The following is an 18,498-nucleotide window of genomic DNA, read 5'->3' as shown; positions in this document are numbered from 1 at the left end:
CGCCGTGGGCCTACGCGAGCTGATCACCGACGTCTGGAGTTGGCTGGACTACAAGCCAGTCATGGCCGACCCGCGCCGACCGGGCCGCAACGTCTGGGCGGAGCTGACCTCATCGTGGGTCCCCGACGAGGACCTGCGGCGCCTGGCCGCCTACCGTCTGCTGGCCGCGTACGACTCCAACCAGGCCGGCCAGGTCGCCGCGATAACCGGAGACGACGAAGCCGGAACCGAGCGGCGCGAACTCGGCGACGCCTCGAAGCTGGTCGACACCGCGCTCGGCTACCTTCTCGGCTCCGAGCAGACCATCACGGTCACGGGCGCGGAGCACGCCGACGACGAGCCGACCGACGAGGCCGCCGCGGCGCTCGCCGTTCAGGAGAAGCTGAGGGCGTGGGCCGACAAGGAGCTGCTGCCCCTGCGTATCCAGCAGGCGGAGCGGACCGCGATCCTGCTGGGCGACGCGGTCTACAGCCTCGCCTGGGAACCGGCAAAGGGCCGCGTCCTGCTGCGGACCTGGGACCCGGGCCTGTACTTCCCCGAGTGGCCGGAGGACGGCGAGCAGGACGGCGCCGAGTTCCCGATGCGCGTACATCTGGCCTGGGAGCTGCCGGAAGACAAGCGGCGCGGCCTGAAAGCCAGGCTCCGCCGAATCACGTACGAACTTGCGCCGATCGCCCCCGCCACGCGACGCGGCACGGCGAAGGACGGCACCGCCGTACGCGAGTACATCTACGCCGGAGACGGAGAGCCGGTCCTGAGCAAGGGCGACTCTTTCAACAGGGAGACGGGAGTGATCACCCGCACCTACCCGTGGGCTCCCGGCCGACCGACCCCGTGGACGTGCTACCTCACCGACGCCGAATGGGAGCTGGACGACCTCAAGTACGCCGACATCCTCTACGACCTGCCCATGCACAAGGCCACCTATCGGATCCGGTCAGACGGCGAAGTCCTCGACCGCCTCGACCTGATGGTGGACTTCATCCCCCTCGTCCACGTCACCAACTCCATCCCGTCCAGCGGCGAGCACTGGGGCAAGCCCACCGTCGCCACCGTCCTCCAGGCCCTGGACGAGCTGTCCGCCACCGACACCGACAGCTCCGGAGCCTCAGCTACCACCGGCTCGCCGATCATCGGCCTGGCCGGGGCACGGCTTCCCATCGACCGCGCCACCGGCCAGCCCCTCCCGGTCAAGGTCAGGGCCGGAACGGTCTGGCAGCTCAACGACAACGGGCGCATGGACGTCCTGGACACCTCCGCCCAGCTCGCCGAACTGCGTGCCCGCGTCGACCACATCCTCGACCGGATCGCCGCGAACAGCCGTCTCACAGCGGCCGGGCTCGGCACGCTCGACCCGACCGCCCTGCCGTCCGGCTACGCCCTGCAACTCGCACTCGGCCCACTGGACTCGCTGGTCGCCGCCATGCGCCTGGCCCGGACCCACAAGTACGCCGTCCTGCTGCGCATGGTGCAACGTCTCCACCAGGCCGGGCACGCCGAGGGATGGCCCGCGGGCGAGTCGCTGCCCGCTCGCCTCATGTGGGGTCCGCACACCCCAACCGACCGCGCCGCCGTCCTGGACGAGGTGGTCAAGGGGGTCGGGGCCGGTGTCCTGTCGGTCGAGTCCGGCGTGCGCATGCTGATCGACGCGGGATACCCGATCGACGACGCCCAAGCCGAGATCGAACGTATTCAGTCCAGGGCCTTCGACGCCGCAGCCCGCCTTGCCGACGCGACTGGCGACAACGCCGCAGTGCGTCAGTACCTTGGGCTTCCTCAGGAGGGACGCGAGATCCCTTCCGTGCCGCTGATGCCAAGCGACCAACGCGCAGAGGACCCCTCATAGGATGGCGACGGATCACCGGGCATACGGGGGCGGCCAGCATGCGAGTGCAGCGAACACACCAGGTCGAGCGGGCAGGTGTCTCTTGGATCGAGCATCTGGTCACAGCCGATATGTGCTGGCTGTTCCGGCCGCAGGACATCGCTGATTTCGGAATCGATGCTCATCTGGAGATTGTCGATGGGGATCCCGCTGAGCCCACAGGGCGACTACTGGGTGTGCAGATCAAGTCCGGTTCCAGCTACTTCAAGGCGGCCACCGGCAGCGGCTGGTGGTTCCACTGCAGTGCTGAACATGTTGCCTACTGGCTTGGGCATTCACTTCCTGTCGTCGTGATGCTCTACGACCCAGCGACTAAGCAGGTCTACTGGCAACACGTCAACGACCGCACCATCGTGTCCACGGGGAAGGGCTCCAAAATCCATGTCCCCAAAAATCAGAGGTTGGCGGCCAATTCCACGCTCGACCTCAGCCCACTCGCTCGGTCACAGGCAGACGTGCCAGCGGTTAGTCAGTGGCTCGCTGATAATGCCGATGACCTGACACGGAAGGCGTTCCACGAGCTTGTGCTTTCTGCCCGCTTGGTGGCCATGTTCCCCGATTGTGGGATCTTGCGCCGTGAGTGGGACGAGTTCCCTAGGATGACCGTTCAGCTTGCAAACCCCGACGTCCCTCAACTCCGGGGACTCATGTTTGACGTTGAAGTCGTTACATCCATATTCACTGCGGCAAGATTGATCGCCAAGTTTGGGAGAAGAGATAGGTTCGCACCACTGATGATCGTGGTTGTGGATGAACGGCCCGACGACATGTCTCCCAACCTCGGCGCTCCACCTGTCTTCGTCACTCCGTGGAGCGCAGACGGCCGGTACGACGAGTCCCTGCGGAGCACGCTGAACAGCGTGCTCTTGTGGTGTTCGCAGCCCGACTCGAAGGAGTAGGCGCCTGGCGCGAAGTTCCGGATCCGCGAGGAAAGCAGCTTGTTGTCACCTGCCGATAGACTGATCACCGGCGCGGGGGCGCTGGAGACCTGTGGATGGTTCACGCATGACGCGCCCCTCGCTCCCCAACCCGCTCGAACCGGTCGGGCACCGCCGTGACGGGCGGCCGATCTATCCGATCCTCGGTGCTTCTCCCGAGGACGACTCCAACAAGCCCGAGGGCGATGGCGGCGCCGCTGGCGGCACGGTCACACAGGAGGACCTGTCGCGGCTGCTGGCCCGCGAGAAGACGCAAGGCGGACGCGCGGCCGTGAAGAAGTTGCTCGGCGATCTCGGCTTCGACAACTCCGAGGCCCTGACCGAGTTCATCACCGCCAAGCGCGAGGCCGAGCAGGCCGCCCTGTCCGAGATCGAACGCCGGGAGCAGGCCGCCGAGGAGAAGCTGAGGGCCGCTGAGGAGCGAGAGGTGCAGGCCGCTGCCAGGGAACGTGCAGCCGTCCGGCGCTCCGCCCTCGCCGGGCTCGGCGCGGCCGGGGACGACCTCAACGACGCGGTGCTTCTCATCGAACGAGCCCTGGCCGATCAGCCCGATGCCGACGAGGGCGCGGTCGCCACGGCCGCCGAGCAGCTGAAGGACCGGAGGCCGGAGCTGTTCGGACAGGTCCGCGAGGCCACACCGCCCGCCCCCGGTGGTTCTCCCGCAGGCGGGCCGCCCTCGCGTGGCGGTGTACCGCCCAAGCCGGGCGCGGCCGGACTGGAGATGGCGCGGCGCCGGGGATTCGTCTCCGGCTGACCGAGCCCAGCGACGTCATGGCGCACACCATGACCCCACCGGAGGGAAAGCCGGACATGGGGACCACGCCCCTCACACCTCCCGTGGACGGCACCACCACCAGGTGAGTGCGCGAATCCGATTCGCTTCACGTCCACGGGAGGACGGCTGTGACACTCCAGCCCATCACCACGTCGACGTCGTACATCGCCGACCGGGCTTGGCTCGCGGCGCTGCACGGCACCGACTCCACCGAGACCATCACGCTCGACGTGTCGAAGCTGACCGCAGGCACGCACACCGCCGCGTCGACCGACACCAGCCAGCCGTACAGCCGTGTCCTGTCCGGCGTGCCCGTCGGCAAGATCACCGCGAGCGGCCTGTACGGAGCCTTCGACCCCACGGCGACCGACGGCCGCCAGAACCTCGCCGGTCACGTCTTCGCCGAGGCGCTGTTCGCGCCGACGGCCACGAAGGTGCCCGCCGCGCTGCTGTGGCACGGCGTCGTCGCCGCCGCGAAGGTCCCCGGCGGCATCGATCCCTCCAAGGTCACTCCGTCGGTGACCGGCCCCCAGATCCGGTACGTGTGAGAGGCGGCCGACGATGACCATTCAGGACCTGATCAAGAACGTCGCCGCCCGCGACCTCACGACCTTCGCCCGTGCGATCCCCTCGCAGGCAGACCACCTGTTCACCAAGGACGGCGGGATCATCCCGACGCTGGAGCAGGACGAGGTGAAGTGGCGGGTCAAGGACAACGGCCGGTACGTCAACGTCGCCAAGTACCGGGCCTTCGACGCCAGCGTGCCGTTCGCGTCCCGCGAGGCGTGGCAGACCACCCGCGAGGGCATGCTGCCTCCCCTCGGTCAGAAGCTCCTCGTGGGCGAGCAGGAGCAGATCCTGCTGGAGGCGTCCCGGGGCGCCGACGAGGACCGGCTGATCGAGCTGCTGTACGACGACACCGAGCGGCACGTCGAGGCGATCCGCTCCCGTGTGGAGCTGGCCTGGGGGGACGTCCTGCTCGACGGCAAGTTCTCGCTCGTCGCGGAGAACGGATTGACCACCGAGGTCGATTGGGGCGTGCCGGCGGGCAACCTGCCGACCGTGCCGAAGCTCTGGTCCGACCCCACGTCCGACCCGATTCGGGACGAACTGGGCTGGATTCAGTACCTCGATGACCGGGGCGCTCCCTTCCCGGAGCTGGTGGTCACCAGCCGCAAGGCGTTCTCCTTCCTGGCCGCCAACAACGCCTACAGGGCGGCGTACTACGGCTCGGTGAACCCCTCGAACACCCCGACCGCCACGCTCACGCCCCAGCAGATCAACGTGGTGCGCGACAACTACAGCCTGCCCCCGATCACCTTCTACAAGGGGCAGGTGCGCGTCGACGGCGTTCAGACCAAGGTCCTCCCCGAAGACCGGTGGATCATGCTGCCGCCGGACCGTACGAAGTGGGGCCAGACCATCTTCGGCGTGACCGCCGAGGGCCTGGCCCTGTCACGCGGAACGAACCCGGAGATCACCAAGGAGGACCGGCCGGGCATCATCATCACCCGCGGTGCCCAGGATGACCCTGTTCAGATCTGGACCAAGGGAGCGGCAGTCGGCATGCCAGTGCTGCACACCCCGGACGCCCACATCGTGGCGAAGGTGATCTGATGGGCCGCCGCCTCGCAGCCGCCGTGCACGTCCAGCACCCGAAGTCGCGCGAGTGGATCGTGCTGGAGCCGGGTGATGAGCCCGACGAGGACGTGGCCGCCGAGATCACCAACCCGGACGCATGGGCGGACGACGAGCCGTCGTCCGCCCCGGAGGGGTCCTCGCCAGGGGAATCCGAGACGGACGAGCCCCAGCCCTTCGGCTTCACCACTCCACCCGAAGCCGAGGCCGAGCCCGCGCAGCCGGCACCGCGCCGCCGCAGGAAGACCGCTGGCCCCGACGCGTAAGAAGCCGACGCCACAGCCCGCCCCCGCCCTTCCCCGGGCGGGGGCGGGCGACGGCCATCCTGGAGCACTGATGGACCCGATTCTCCTCGCCTGGCTGCGAGCGCAGCTCGGCACCGCCACGGACGAACAGGACCTCGCTAGCCGCTATGAGCGCCTAGGCCGGGCCCGCGCCGTCGCCGCCGAAATCCTGGCCGAACGCCGGGCCAGGCTGCTCGCCGAGCCGCTGCGCATGACGGTCGACGGAGTCGTCACCATCGACCAGACCAACAACCTCGCGGGCCTCGAACGGCAGATCGCCGCCCTGGAAGATCTCGTCGCCCCCGATGACCCGGCACCAGGCGACGCGGGACCCGACCTCGTCACCGCCCCGCTCACGCCCGTGCGCCGCACCCGGTAGCCGACATGGCGTACCCATGGCCACCGCTGGTTCCGGGCGACCCTGAAGAGATCGCCCGCCGCGTCGCGGCTGTACTCGACCAGGCCTGGCAGCGGCTCGCCGAGCAGCAACAGGCCGTGCTCAACCAGCTCGCCACCAACCCCCGGGCACGGCACACCGCCGCGACGCTGGAGGAGTTCAAGCGGGCCATTCGCGCGTTCCGACAGCGGGTTGACGGAGAAGCCCAGGAGTTCACCCGTCTCCAACTCCCGTCCCTATACGAACAAGGCGCGCAGGCCGCTGCCGAGGCCCTAGGAGTGTCGTTCACCTGGACAACGTTCCACCGGGATGCCCTCCAGTCGCTCGCTGCTGATTCCTACGCTGACTTTCTGCGTCGCTCCCAGGAAGCAGAGAGAATGGCGAACCGCTTCTACCGAGCCGTCCGCAAGGCCGCTCGCGAAGAGGTACCGCTGCTCGCCGCTGGCGACATGACCGGAAAACAGGCCGCGAAGAACCTAGCCGACAGGCTCGCCGACCAGCACGGCCTGACCCACGTCGTTTACCGCAACGGTGCCCGTGTGCCCGTCCGTGCCTGGGCTGAGGCCGCGGCACTGACCAAGTCCGCTGTCGCGTACAACGCCGGAACGCTCAACCGGACCCGGCAGGCCGGCGTGCGACAGGTCGAGGTCTTCGACGGAGGAGACTGCGGCTGGACCTCGCACCAGGATCTCGATAAAGCGGCTGGAACGTTGCGCAGTGTCGACGAGGCGGCAGAGTGGCCGATCAGCCACCCGCGGTGCCGCCGCGCCTTCGGTCCTCGTCCCGACGCATAGAACCTCCGGGGAACAGGGAGCGCCGAGCCCGCATGAGTGCCTGTTCCTGATCCAGTCATGACATGCGCTTGGCCGTGGGAGTGGGCCCTGGAATGCCGGTGGAGTGAGGCGTGCAGGGCGGGGCAAGTGGATGGCAGCTGGTCGAGGTTCCGCCATGGTCTTGTGGTGGGGGCGGGGAGGGCGTTGTGGCTGATCTTTCGGTCGAGAGGAGTGCCTCAGGTCGCTGCCTGGTGGCGAGGGTCGGCGGCGAGATGGACTACGTGACCGGTCCGTGGTTCCGTGCGCGGTTCCGGGAGCTGATCGCGCGTGGCGGCCGCTTCCTTGTGCTGGATCTGGCTGGGGTGCCGTTCTGTGACTCGGCTGGGTTGAACGAGCTGATCACAGCGTGGCGGCGGGCGGATGCGGTCGGGGCTGTGCTGGTGCTGGTGTGTGTGCCCGAGCATCTGCGGCGGATCCTTGAGATGACCGGGGCGGATCAGTGTTTGCGGGTCTGTGACACCGTCGCCGACGCAGAAGCGTTCTTCGGCTGTTGAGAGCTGTCATCGGCTTCGAGTTCCATGAGGGCTCGAACGGGGAGTTCGGCTTCCGCGGGGTGCCTGGGCGGCTGATCGAGGTCGACGACGTACTGAGTGCGTCGTCCGGCCCGTCGGCGGCGCAGGTAGCCGGCCTGTTCGAGGTCGGCGATGATCGCCTGGACCGTGCGTTCGGTGATCTGGCAGGCGGCGGCGATGGCGCGCACGCGTGCACGCGGGTCCTGCGCGATGGTCCGCAGCACCCGGGTGTGGTTGGTCAGGAAGGTGTACTGCCGGGCGGGGTGAGTCATCGTGATCGGCTGCCCTCCGCTCCGGCCCGGCGAATACATGGTGCGGAATACCTGAAACCCGCATCGCCTATGGTGGCAGGTGCCGGACGTGTAGGTCTAGTTGTGCTGTGTCGGTACAGGTCGGGAGTCTGACGTTGGTGGGCGGTCGGCCACAAACGTTGGCTGGGCGGGTGGGGCTGGCAGCCGTACGGTGATGGCATGGCCAGGGACAGAGCGCCCCTTCGCCTGCGGCTGCGAAGGGGCGCTCCTCGACTCGTTCAGGAGAGAAGTTGACCGCTCTGAACCGCGTTGAGGAAGCTCCCCCAGGTGGGTGCAGGGAACACGAACGCGGGCCCGTGGGGGCTCTTGGAGTCGCGGATGGCCATTGAGCCGTCGCGCATCCTGCCCGCTTCGACGCACTCGCCACCCTGATCGTTGCTGTAGCTCGATGTGAACCAGTCGACGCTCAGGTCATCGGCACGGAAATGCATCAGAACTCCTTGCTTGCTGTGTGAATCAAGCTCAGGGACTCTTCGTAGCCCGGAGCAAGTGCTTGGAGATCGCTGAACGCCGCGTCGTATCTCTTCACGTCGTCCTCGCGACGTGAGACGCCAGCGCCCACAAGATTTTCCAGGTACACGATCGGCTTCAGCCCGAGACGTGGGCCGAACTTCAACACGGTGAAGGGTCCGTTCATGCCTGGGTGGTGACCGAGCGCAAACGGCACAACCTGGATCTTGACGTGCGGGTTGGATTCGGCGAGGTCGGCCATGTGGCGCAGCTGCTCCTTCATGAGCTTCGCGCTGCCGATCTTCCGGCAAAGCACCGCTTCATTGATGATCGCGGTGAACTCCAACGGGTTGGTCTCGCGGCGTAGGGCTTCCTGACGAGTCATACGTACTGCGACGCTGCGCTCGATCTGCTCGATGGGAAGGCCACGGCGTTCGTGGATGGAGCGCACGTACGCTTCCGTCTGCAAGAGACCAGGCACGTACTCGCTTGAGTAGTTCTCCAGCTTCTCCGCAGTGGCTTCAAGGCCCAGGAACGCCTTGAACCCCGGTGAGATGGCGTCCCGAATATCTGGGGACTGCCACCAGTCCTTCTTGGTCTTCGTGACAGTCGCGTATCCCGTGAGGGTGTCTTGCATCTCGGGTGACGCCCGGTAGATCTGGCAGAGCGCGATCACGTCCGCAGGCTCGACGATCCCGTTGTCAGCGGTTTCCAGGCGAGTCAGCTTCGAGCCGGACCAGGAGAGTATGCGGCACACTTCAGCGGCCTTCATCTCGGCGCGAGTCCGCAACTGGCGTAGCTCGCTGCCCAGCTGAAGTCTGCATAGGGCTGGTGTGGCTGCCTCGAACGTTGGTGTGGCCGACTCTGACGTCTCGCTCATCCCCGTACCCCTCCCGTACATCGAACACAGTCTGACGGCGAACGTTCGCGCTCCGCAACGTATCTTCCGCCATCACGTGCAACGTTTGCGGGCTTGCGCCAACTCCCTTGCGTAGCACGCTCGTTCGCGTCACAACTCTTCCCGCAGAATTCTGCCTGACGGCTTTCACCGTAGCCGTTCTGCTGGCATGCTGGCTCAGACCCGAACGCATTGAGTTCCGGGTGCCAACCCTCTGTGATCTTGGACGGTGTCGTTCCGCTGGGCGCCGTCCCGCTCATGCGCTGGAGGAGCCATGGCCGTCATGGCAAGGGCAGGAACGAAGTATCAGCAGCACCTCACCGCGAACCCAGTCCAGATCAGACGGACTCGCCGTATCGTCACCGCGCTTCTTCGGTACTGGGGATGGGACGAGCAGATAGACCCCGCCCTGCTGTGCGTCACGGAGCTGCTGACCAACGTATTCAGACACGCATGCTGCGAGAACTGTGAGCTCCGGTTGGAGGCCTCCCCCCTTGTGCTGCGCATCGTCGTCAGCGACCGAAGCCACGACCTCCCCGTCGTACGCGAGGCCGAACCACTTGCCGAGGGTGGGCGCGGGATGTCGCTGATCGTCGCTAGCGCCGACGCCTGGGGGGCCGACCCGACGGACGCTGGCAAGGACGTGTGGGCTGAATTCCGCGCGGGCCACGACGGGGCCGCTGCGTGAACGTTCTCGCTCCTCCGACTGCGCGAAATGACGCTGGCAGTGGACCTCAGGAGGCCACGCGGATGGCATCGCCGTCTCCTGCTGCTGCCCGGGAATTGCTGAACGCGCAGCGGGCCGCTTCGGCGCTGGACGGGGTTCACGACTTCTTGGACCGCGTGCTCAATGACGGCGGACTCCCGCCGGCGCGTGAGGAGGTGGGGTACCAAGTCCGCGTCCTGGGCGGCTGCATGTGGCCTCTGGTCAGTGACGTCTTGCAGCGCGCCCGCGGGCGTCCCGACGCGGACCTGGTCACCCAGATCGACATCGCCGCTCGCCTCCACGCCGAGAAGGCGTCGAAGGACTTCAAGCCGAGCCTCGGCTTCGCACGCCGCCTGGCCCTGCTCATCCTGGAACTGCTGGAGCGCCTGGAGCCTGATGAGGACATCAACCCCTGGCCCACGTTCCATCCGGCCTCCGCAAGCCTACGGAGGCCGATGTGACCAGCGTGCTGCCCCACACCTATTGGTGCCACCTCCACCACGCTTCGACTGACCAAACGCACCCGGCGCCGACTCTCATGGATGCACCCTTGCTCGGCGGGATCACCACGCCATACCCGGGCGCTGCCCTGAGCTGGCTGCGAGGGGAGCTAGCCGTCGTGGCGGGCGAGCTGGGCGGGGCGTCGAGTGAGGCGGCCCTGGCCTGGTTGGAGGGCAGTGCCGAACGGACGCTGCAAGCCCTTCGTAGGCAGAAGCCGTTCCAGTTCGAGCTGCGCGCCGAGTACGAGACGTGGCGGTGGTCCATTCATCCCGTCACCCGCCTGCCCCTTGCCGGGGACTGCCCCGAGAGTCAGAGGCGAGGACTGCCCCCGATTGCTTTTCTGGCCAGACGCACCTGAATTCCCTCCCTAATGCACGACCATCTTGGAGAACCCCGTTGAACCCCTACTCCGCCTTAGCCGATGACAGTGACGAACAGGCGCACCGCGCCGCAGCAGCGAATGCCTCGCTGGCCCTGGAACGGGCATCCCGAGCCGCCGGACTGAACCTGTCGGCGCTGCCCAGCATGAGCCGAACCGGGCAGGTCGACATCAGCAGCGTGAGCCCGCAAGTCGCGAGCGAGCTCGCCACGCTGATCCGCAGGAGAGCGAAGTCGGCCTTCCGCGCGGCTGCACAGTTGAAGGCCGCCTTCCAGAGCCACGACCTCGAAATCCCTGACCCTCACGTGTCCAACCGGCAGATCTGCTTGGGTGATGTGACTCTGGAAACCGCCGACCGGCTGGCCTGCCTGCTCGGCGCCCCGCCGCAGCGAGGGTCAGAAGGAGAGCTTGCCTACTGGCCCCACACACAGATGCTCGTTGCCCGGCTCAGCACCGCCTTCCGCCAGGCGACCGGCGGCGGCTTCCTGGACCCGGAGCACCATCCCGCCTGCCTGCGGTGCAACACGGAGGCGCACATCACGCTCGGAGCGATATCTCCGGAGCTCGCGCGGCGCATGGCCGGTGCACTGCGAGCCGCCGAGGGGGCCGCGTGATGGGCGCGTTGGTTAGGCCGGACCTGGCCCGCACGCTTCTCGACCGTGCCGCCGAAGGCCGCTCCTATCGGGGGAGCCTCATGCGGGGGCTCCTCGACGAGGTGCAGATCAGCCGAGGACGTCATCTCGAACATGCCAACACGCAGGTGCTGCAACGGATCGTGGCCGCCCACGAGTGGCCCGATGCTCATCTCGTCGGCGCCGAGGCTGCGGAGGCTGCCTGGTGGATCGCCCTGCATGCCGATCACCTACCGGACTTTCAACGCAGCGCCTTGCGGTTGATCCGTGCCGCTGCCGACAGCGGAACGGTCTCGCGCAAGCAGTGGGCGCACATGCACGACCGGTGCAGCGTCCGCCGCGACGCTGCCCAGACCTACGGCACCCAGTACCAGTACGGGCCCACCGGCATCGAACGCCTCCCCGTATGGGACCCGGTGCAGCTCGACGTGCGCCGTGCCGGCGTCGGCTTGGGGCCCGCAGCAGAGGCACTCGATCACCTGCGTCGCCGCCTCTCCGTCGGGGCCGTGCAGACCGGGGTTGTCCCACACGACGACACCGAAGCAACCAACCTGGACAGGAGAGTGGCGGCGTGACGGCGACAGTGAAGAACGACCCTGCGGAGAAGCCAGACGAGCTTCGGGTGGTCAGCTGGAATGTGGAACACAACGGCATCGACGGCAGTGGCGACGCCTCCCGGTGGAGCACCGCTATGGAGGTGCTCGCCGACCTCAAACCGCATCTGCTGTTGCGCCAGGAGCTCACCCGCGCGCACATGTACGGCTACCGAGCGGTGTGGGCCGAGGCCTTCCACCTGGGTGATCACATTCCCTTCCTCGCCGCTGCTACGCCAGAATCGGCAAACCCGACCGGGGTGTACGCCGACCCGCGGGTCTTCGAAGTGGTGGAGTACCACGAGCACCGCACGGGCATGTGGCACCCGGTCTGCAACCCGGTAGTCCGGCTGAAAGGAACCTCCACCAAGCTCAGCGTCGCCTCGGTTCATCTGTGCTCGTTCGATCCTCACAAGCGGGCCACCGAAGCGAAGAGGCTGACAACACTCGGCAAGCCGGGCATGGCGGCCATCATCGGCGGCGACTGCAATTCCTACCCGCACACCCCTGTCGAGACAGCCCCGCTCCCTGACTGGGCTGCTGTCGCTGACCGTTCCCACTTCGAGCACCGCACCATCGAGCGCGACGGTCTCCGCGTGTCCGACACCTACCCGGACGAGATCCTGTCTGGCGAGCACGCCGGGCGCCCGTCGGTCTTCCGGGAGCTGGGCAACTACGCGGCCACCGAGCTGCGTCAGCACTCCAGCGACCCATTGGCGCCCACTGCCTCCCTGTGGAGGACTGACCAGGGCTCCATGCAGCGTATTGACCGCATCTATGCCACCCCGCAGATTGCTGCAGCTTTGCTCCGCCTGGAGGTCATCGTCAGCGACGAGGTCCGCGCGGCCTCCGACCATGCGCCTGTCGTCGCCATCTTCAGCCTCGCCAAGCTGCGCCACATCCTTGGATGGTCCGGAGCAGTACACGCCGCCTGATGCTCGGCTTCCGGCATAGCGCCCGAACCTTCCGGTGCACGGCCACCCCGCGAACCGGCCGTGCACCGATGCCACCCGTATACCGATCAGGGAGAGGGGGCGAGTATCGGCAGCGGCGGCCTGCCCGCGGTGTTCGCGCAGTCGACTGCACGAGGTGCAGCAGGCGACTGCGGGGGTCCCGCGATCCCCCGTCCGCGCCGCGCGGATGACGCCAACCGCAAGTCGGAGGTGCTGGGATGAGCACAGCTCTAGGCGCGACGCCACTCGCCGAGGAGGAGTGGCAACTCGAGGTAACCATCACGGATGCACCAGTCGTGGTGGCCAACGAGTGCGACACCAGCGACGGGTGTGAGTCGACGTGCGACTCGTCCTGCGCTAGCTGATCCGAACATTCACGCCTGTGCGGGTCAGGCCACTGGCCCGCACAGGCCTACCAGACTGGGATCCAGCAATGACGCGGAGCGGAATCCTTCGGCGTGGTGAAGCTCTCCTGCTACGGGCGGCGGTAGTCCCCTTGGGCGCTCGTCCCACTCGGTGGCCGTCGGTGCATGATCTGGAGGACTGCCGCCAGTGGTTGCACGAGGTGTGGGCCGTGCCAGCATTTGCCGAGGCCGTGCAGGCGGCATCTCCTCAATTTGCCGCACGAGTTGAAAACATCATTCGGAGTGGGGGTGGTTCCGCCCGGCAGATACGAAAGGCCACCAGCGCAGTGACCCGCTATCTGCTGCGCGCCACGGGGCGTCCGACGCCTTTCGGTCTCTTTGCGGGCGTGGCCGTCGCAGGATCCGGCCCGGCCTTCGCGCGGGTAGGAACCGAGCACCGTTCGGTCGTGCGGCCGGACACGCTCTGGCTCGACCACGTACGGCGGGATCTCCAAGGTCGTCGCGATGTCCTGCCCCACCTGGCGCTTCAGGTCAGCGACCTCGTTGAACGCCAGGGGGATTCGCTGGTTCGAACTCTGCCCGGTGGCCGCCAGGCGGCTGTGCGTGTCACGCGGCCACTCGCCGCCCTTATCGACGCAGCCGCCACCCCGGTGCCTTGCACGGACCTCACGCAACGACTGGTGACCATGGGAGGCACGGAGGAGCGGGCGAAGCAGCTGATCGCCGACGCGCTGGAAGCGGGCCTGCTGACAAGCGCACTCGCGGCACCCATGACCGACCGCGACCCGCTGGGTCACCTTCTGCGGTCCCTGACCCCGCTCGTGTCGTACCTCGAACCGGAGACGCACAATCTGCTCCAGGAGCTCGATGCCATCCACCAGCTCCTCGCCGACCACGACACGGCGCCCCCAGCCACGGCCCGGCAGCTTCGTCGCACCGCTGAAGACCGGATGAGCCACATCAGCCCACAGGGCCGGGTGCGCCTGAGCGTAGACCTGTGTCTGGACGCCACCGTGCAACTTCCCGAACACGTGCTGGACGAGGCCGAGCTGGCTGCGAACGCACTGTTACGCCTGACACGGCACCAAGGCGAAAAGCCCCAGTGGGCGGCCTACCACACGCTCTTCTGGGAGCGGTATGGAGCCGGATGCCTCGTGCCTGTGCGCGAGGCCGCGCACCTCGCCGCCGGGGTGGGGCTACCCGCAGACTTCCCCATGTCCTTGTGGCCACCCCAGCCCATCAAGGCACTGCCGCGCGACGAGCTGCTGCTGGCCAAAGCGTGGCAGGCGATCATGTCCGGTGCAGACGAGGTCCGGCTCACTGACGCAGACCTCGACGCACTGTGCGGGCGCTCAATCCCCGAGGACGTTGCGATCGCGCCGCACATGGAAATGGCAGTCCGCGTACATGCCGCAACCGACAAGGCCCTTGGCGCGGGGGCCTTCACGCTCGGCGTGCGGCCCGCCTGGAGCACGGGAACCCTCACCGGCCGCTTCGCCGCGACATTAGGGAACGGCTCGTTGAGGTCCCTGTGCGAGAAGCTGCCCACCGGCGTCGACGGCGCACTGCCAGCCCAGTTGTCCTTCACACCGAACCATCCGCACTCCGAGAACGTCGCTCGCATGCCGGCCTACCTGCCGCACACCATCTCGGTCGGCGAACACCGGGCCCCAGCAGCCGGCGCCATTCCGATCGACGACCTGGCCGTGCTGTCCACCAACCGACGACTGCACCTGATCAGCCTGTCACGACGTCGCGTCGTGGAACCGGTGGTACTCCACCCCCTTGCGCTGGAGAAGCAGGCGCCGCCCCTCGCCCGCTTCATCGCCCTGCTCGGGCGAGGATTCGCCACAGCGTGGACCCACTTCGACTGGGGCCCGTCTGCAGCCGGGCTGCCGTACCTGCCGCGCGTCCGCTACCGCAAGGCGATCCTGTCACCCGCGCGATGGCGGCTTACCGCGGATGACCTGCCCCGCAGCGTCTTCCGACCGGCCTGGCATGAGGCCCTGCTGGCGTGGGCCCGAACCTGGAAGTGCCCGCCACCGCTCGAACTCCGGGACGACGACCGCACCCTGCGCCTGGAACTGAGAGAACCCCTGCATGCACGGATCCTGCACCGCCACCTCCAGCGGTACGGGTATGCCGACCTGGCGGAAGGGCCTGAAGACGGAGAACAGGGCTGGATCGGCCACGCTCACGAAGTCACTTTGTCTCTGGTTTCGACCCGCCCGCCCCTGCCTCATCCGGACGTCACCACGGCGCCGGTCGTCACCAATGAGATGCTGCTGAACCCCGGTGACGATCTGCAGCCGTGGGTCCAGGCGAAGCTATTCACCCACCCCACCACGATGGACCAGATCCTCACCCGGCGACTCCCCGGCCTCCTCCACCGCCTTGGCGACACAGCCTGCTGGTTCATCCGCTATCGCACTGTCCAGGAAGAGGATCATCTTCGGCTGCGGATCGCTGCTCATGGCGCGGCCGCGCACGCGGAGACGATGCGGTCCCTCGCCCGGTGGGCAGCAGGCCTTCAGGCGGAAGGTCTCGCCGCACGGCTCGTCCTAGATGGTTACCGCCCTGAGTTCGGCCGCTATGGCACGGGGGACGCACTCGCCGCGGCCGAGGCTGTCTTCGTCGCCGACAGTGAGGCCGTCTGCGGAACGCTTGCCGTGAAAGACCAGGACCGCCGCGTCCTATGTGCTCTGGGCATGCTGGACATCGCCCGCGGTCTGCTCGGTGAGGAGGAGGGCACACAGTGGATGGCCACCACCGCTCCCCGCGGAGGGACCCCCGACTCGGCCGTCTCCCGCCAGACCCTCAGGCACCTTCAGGGCAGTGCCGCGCGCCCGGCGCCGGACCTTGGTGAAGCGTGGCAACAACGGCGAGGGGCTCTGCATGCCTATCGCGCCTACCTCGACGCAGAGCGCACGAGCGTGGTGCTGGAGTCCCTGCTCCACATGCACCACATCCGGCTCATAGGCCCAGACCGAGAGGTGGAAGCGGTGTGCCGTCACGCTGCCCGTCAGGCCTGCCGTTCCCTACTCGCCCAAAGGGGAAAATCGTGACGGCTCTCCACGAGCTCGGCGAAGGCCTCGCTGGCACCGCCCTCTACGAGGCGGTGGCCGCGCGCAGCAGCGGCAGATGGGAGGCGGCCCATTCGGCCGCCAGAACCATGGCGTCGCAGCCAGCCACCACGCACCGGACCGGTGCCAGCCTGTACCGGGGCGCACCTGCTGTCGCCTTCGCTCTCCACACTGCTGGACACCCTGCTTACCGGACGGCGCTCGCCGCCTTGGATGAACGAATCAGGCGCCTGATCCAGAGCCGCCTGGGTGACGCTCACCGTCGGATGGACACTCACACGCCGCCATGCATGAGGGAGTACGACCTCATCAGCGGTCTCACCGGACTGGGGGCATACCTGCACTACCGCGGGACGCAGGCTGACCTGCTGGATGCAGTGCTGCGCTACCTGGTCCGGCTCATCGAGGAACCTGTCCAGCTCCACGGCAATCGGCTGCCGGGCTGGTGGACGTCGGACGGCCCCAGAGGCAAACCTGAAGAAGGCCGACCGCTGGGGCACGGCAACTTCGGCATGGCACACGGCGTATCTGGGCCTATCGCGCTGCTGGCCCTGTGCGCCCGCGCCGGACACGAGGTACCGGGACAGCGCCAGGCCCTGGTACATGCTTGCCGGGTGCTGAAGGAATGGGCACGGCCACAGCCGGGAAGGGCCTGCTGGCCCGAAACCGTCACCGCGCCGCAGTGGCTCGCCAAGGAGCCCCAGCGACCGCGTCCTGGCAGGCCCTCGTGGTGCTACGGCACCCCCGGCATCGCCCGGAGCCTGCAACTGGCAGCCCTCGCCTGCCAGCAGACCGCCCTGCAACACGAAGCCGAGGACATCCTCACTGTCTGCGCCAGTGACCCCGAACAGCTGGCACTCCTTGACGATATGACGGTCTGCCACGGGTGGTCCGGATTCAGCCTGGTCCTCCACCGGGCAGCAGCCGACGCCCGCGAGGGGAGCGCCCTTCGCCAGCTCGGCGCAACAGTGCACGCCCGGCTGCGCGCTCTCACGGTGCAGGGGCCGCTTCCTCGTACCCCCGGACTCCTCACCGGAGCAGACGGCATCCAGCTCACCATGCACACCCTCACCCTGGTCCCAGCCGTTGCACCAGGCTGGGACACCTGCCTCCTTCTCGCCTGAGACGAAAGGGAATCTCGCTGTGAACGATGCGTCCACCGTCGATGAACTCCGTAACCAACTCGTTGACGAAATCCTTGGCCAGCACTCCCTGCCGCCTGCCGTAGAGCACGCCCTGCGGACGGTCCGCCGCGATGCCCACCTTCCCGGGCTCGACCCTGCCGACGCCTACACCAACAACGCCGTCACGATCAAGGAAAACCCGGACGGCCCGCTCGCCCTGTCCTGCGCCTCGGTACCATCCACCGTCGCCATGATGCTGGCGCAGCTCGACGCGCAACCCGGTGATCACGTCCTGGAAATCGGCGCCGGCACCGGCTACAACGCCGCCCTGCTGTCCGAGATTGTCGGCCCCACGGGCGAAGTCACCACCGTCGATATCGACGCCGACGTTGCCCTGCACGCCCGCCAGGCCCTGAACCGGACCGGATACGAGCACGTCCGCGTCATCGAGCGTGACGGCTTGGTCGGTGCACCCGAGCACGCGCCCTACAACCGGATCATCGGAACCGTCGGATTCTGGGACGTTCCCGCCGCCCTCCGCCAGCAACTCGCCGAGGGAGGCAGACTCGTCCTGCCGCTGCGCTGGCGAGGCCAAACCCGCTCCGTCGCCTTCCACCGCCGCGGCGAAACGCTGACCTCCGACGGCATGGAACTGTGCGGCTTCGTGCCCATCATCGGCCAAGACGGAGAGCGCATTGTTGAGCTCGCCGACGGCATCGTCCGCCTGCACCACGATCAAGACCAAGGTATCGACAGCGAACAGCTCGCTGAGGTGTTCGCCAGCCCCGAGACCATCGAGTGGGCTGACGTCCGAGTCGGCCGTCAGGAACCCTTCGATGGCCTCTGGCTCCGCATCACCGCTTTCGAGGACACCATCTGTCGCATCGAGGTCACTAAGCAGGCTCTGGCGAGGGGAGTGCGGCGACCGGTCATTCCGGTCCGCAGCCCAGCCCTCGTTGAGGGTGACTCCTTGGCCTACCTGATCGCTGAGCGAGACGACGCCGACGCCGAACGGCCCGTACGACTCGGTGCCGTCGGCTACGGCAGTTACGGGACTGAACTCGCCCGCAGGATGGTCGCCCACATTACTGCCTGGAGCCCGGACCGAACAGCAGTCCCGCGTCTGAGTATCTACCCCGGTAAGTCCTCGGATCGGGACTTGCCCGCGGGCCACTCCTTCGACAAGCGGGAGAGCCGCGTCGTCATCTCCTACGAGGAAGATCCTCGCCGAAGGGCATGAG

General features: G+C 67.5%; 21 protein-coding genes. 18 read left to right on the top strand and 3 right to left on the bottom strand.

The window, feature by feature from the left end; translation table 11 throughout:
* The first annotated feature begins 4 nt into the window (after positions 1–4).
* The 9 genes from AB0H82_RS26240 (at position 5) to AB0H82_RS26200 (ending at position 7,244) form a co-directional block, all read left to right on the top strand.
* Positions 5–1,846, top strand: a complete 1,842-nt coding sequence (locus tag AB0H82_RS26240) for a hypothetical protein (RefSeq protein ID WP_362996771.1) — start codon at positions 5–7, stop codon at positions 1,844–1,846.
* Positions 1,847–1,884: 38 nt separating this feature from the next.
* Complete coding sequence (locus tag AB0H82_RS26235) at positions 1,885–2,784, top strand: DUF4365 domain-containing protein (RefSeq protein WP_362996769.1); 900 nt, start codon at positions 1,885–1,887, stop codon at positions 2,782–2,784.
* A 106-nt stretch (positions 2,785–2,890) separates the two neighbouring features.
* Entirely contained in the window at positions 2,891–3,577 is a 687-nt protein-coding gene (locus AB0H82_RS26230) for a hypothetical protein (RefSeq protein WP_362996767.1), read from the top strand.
* Between the two features lie 149 nt (positions 3,578–3,726).
* Positions 3,727–4,146 carry a head decoration protein gene (locus AB0H82_RS26225; RefSeq protein WP_362996765.1) on the top strand — a complete coding sequence of 140 codons (420 nt, stop codon included), beginning with the start codon at positions 3,727–3,729 and terminating at the stop codon, positions 4,144–4,146.
* 13 nt (positions 4,147–4,159) lie between these two features.
* Entirely contained in the window at positions 4,160–5,215 is a 1,056-nt protein-coding gene (locus AB0H82_RS26220; RefSeq protein WP_362996764.1) for a major capsid protein, read from the top strand.
* Positions 5,215–5,502 carry a hypothetical protein gene (locus tag AB0H82_RS26215; protein ID WP_362996762.1) on the top strand — a complete coding sequence of 96 codons (288 nt, stop codon included), beginning with the start codon at positions 5,215–5,217 and terminating at the stop codon, positions 5,500–5,502. Before AB0H82_RS26220 ends, AB0H82_RS26215 begins: the two co-directional genes overlap by 1 nt.
* A 70-nt stretch (positions 5,503–5,572) precedes the next feature.
* Positions 5,573–5,899, top strand: coding sequence for a hypothetical protein (locus tag AB0H82_RS26210; protein WP_362996760.1), 327 nt, complete (start codon positions 5,573–5,575; stop codon positions 5,897–5,899).
* 5 nt (positions 5,900–5,904) lie between these two features.
* Positions 5,905–6,711 (top strand): hypothetical protein, encoded by an 807-nt coding sequence (locus AB0H82_RS26205; RefSeq protein WP_362996758.1) that lies wholly within the window; start codon positions 5,905–5,907, stop codon positions 6,709–6,711.
* 185 nt (positions 6,712–6,896) lie between these two features.
* Positions 6,897–7,244: an STAS domain-containing protein gene (locus AB0H82_RS26200; RefSeq protein WP_362996756.1), complete on the top strand. Its 348-nt coding sequence runs from the start codon at positions 6,897–6,899 to the stop codon at positions 7,242–7,244.
* Here the strand turns inward: AB0H82_RS26200 and AB0H82_RS26195 are convergent.
* The 3 genes from AB0H82_RS26195 to AB0H82_RS26185 form a co-directional block, all read right to left on the bottom strand.
* On the bottom strand, positions 7,187–7,534 hold the full coding sequence (locus AB0H82_RS26195; RefSeq protein WP_362996754.1) for a MarR family transcriptional regulator: 348 nt from the start codon (positions 7,532–7,534) through the stop codon (positions 7,187–7,189). The two genes, AB0H82_RS26200 and AB0H82_RS26195, sit on opposite strands and share 58 nt — an antisense overlap.
* A 257-nt stretch (positions 7,535–7,791) precedes the next feature.
* On the bottom strand, positions 7,792–8,004 hold the full coding sequence (locus tag AB0H82_RS26190) for a DUF397 domain-containing protein (RefSeq protein WP_362996752.1): 213 nt from the start codon (positions 8,002–8,004) through the stop codon (positions 7,792–7,794).
* A complete protein-coding gene (locus tag AB0H82_RS26185; RefSeq protein WP_362996750.1) occupies positions 8,004–8,903 on the bottom strand; it encodes a helix-turn-helix transcriptional regulator in 900 nt (299 codons plus the stop codon). Before AB0H82_RS26185 ends, AB0H82_RS26190 begins: the two co-directional genes overlap by 1 nt.
* A gap of 292 nt (positions 8,904–9,195) precedes the next feature.
* Between AB0H82_RS26185 and AB0H82_RS26180 the strand changes: the two genes are divergently transcribed.
* From AB0H82_RS26180 to fxlM, 9 genes are all read left to right on the top strand, one after another.
* Complete coding sequence (locus tag AB0H82_RS26180; RefSeq protein WP_362996748.1) at positions 9,196–9,609, top strand: ATP-binding protein; 414 nt, start codon at positions 9,196–9,198, stop codon at positions 9,607–9,609.
* Between the two features lie 62 nt (positions 9,610–9,671).
* The gene (locus tag AB0H82_RS26175; RefSeq protein ID WP_362996746.1) at positions 9,672–10,088 is read left to right on the top strand and encodes a DUF6415 family natural product biosynthesis protein; all 417 of its coding nucleotides are present in this window, start codon (positions 9,672–9,674) and stop codon (positions 10,086–10,088) included.
* A 436-nt stretch (positions 10,089–10,524) separates the two neighbouring features.
* Positions 10,525–11,121, top strand: coding sequence for a hypothetical protein (locus AB0H82_RS26170; RefSeq protein WP_362996744.1), 597 nt, complete (start codon positions 10,525–10,527; stop codon positions 11,119–11,121).
* Positions 11,121–11,714: a DUF6624 domain-containing protein gene (locus tag AB0H82_RS26165; protein ID WP_362996742.1), complete on the top strand. Its 594-nt coding sequence runs from the start codon at positions 11,121–11,123 to the stop codon at positions 11,712–11,714. The genes AB0H82_RS26170 and AB0H82_RS26165 overlap by 1 nt, the downstream gene beginning before the upstream one ends.
* Positions 11,711–12,667: an endonuclease/exonuclease/phosphatase family protein gene (locus AB0H82_RS26160; protein ID WP_362996740.1), complete on the top strand. Its 957-nt coding sequence runs from the start codon at positions 11,711–11,713 to the stop codon at positions 12,665–12,667. Before AB0H82_RS26165 ends, AB0H82_RS26160 begins: the two co-directional genes overlap by 4 nt.
* A 236-nt stretch (positions 12,668–12,903) precedes the next feature.
* The gene (gene fxlA / locus AB0H82_RS26155) at positions 12,904–13,050 is read left to right on the top strand and encodes an FxLD family lanthipeptide (protein WP_362996738.1); all 147 of its coding nucleotides are present in this window, start codon (positions 12,904–12,906) and stop codon (positions 13,048–13,050) included.
* Between the two features lie 161 nt (positions 13,051–13,211).
* Positions 13,212–16,115: a lantibiotic dehydratase gene (locus AB0H82_RS26150; protein ID WP_362996736.1), complete on the top strand. Its 2,904-nt coding sequence runs from the start codon at positions 13,212–13,214 to the stop codon at positions 16,113–16,115.
* Positions 16,112–17,257 (top strand): lanthionine synthetase C family protein, encoded by a 1,146-nt coding sequence (locus AB0H82_RS26145; protein ID WP_362996734.1) that lies wholly within the window; start codon positions 16,112–16,114, stop codon positions 17,255–17,257. The genes AB0H82_RS26150 and AB0H82_RS26145 overlap by 4 nt, the downstream gene beginning before the upstream one ends.
* Positions 17,258–17,276: 19 nt before the next feature.
* On the top strand, positions 17,277–18,497 hold the full coding sequence (fxlM, locus tag AB0H82_RS26140) for a methyltransferase, FxLD system (RefSeq protein ID WP_362996732.1): 1,221 nt from the start codon (positions 17,277–17,279) through the stop codon (positions 18,495–18,497).
* The last annotated feature ends 1 nt before the right edge of the window (position 18,498 follow it).

The organism is Streptomyces sp. NPDC050732 (assembly GCF_040654255.1).
GTDB lineage: Bacteria > Actinomycetota > Actinomycetes > Streptomycetales > Streptomycetaceae > Streptomyces.
The sequence above is the reverse complement of the archived record's forward strand: the minus strand, read 5'-3'. Positions and strand labels throughout refer to the sequence as shown.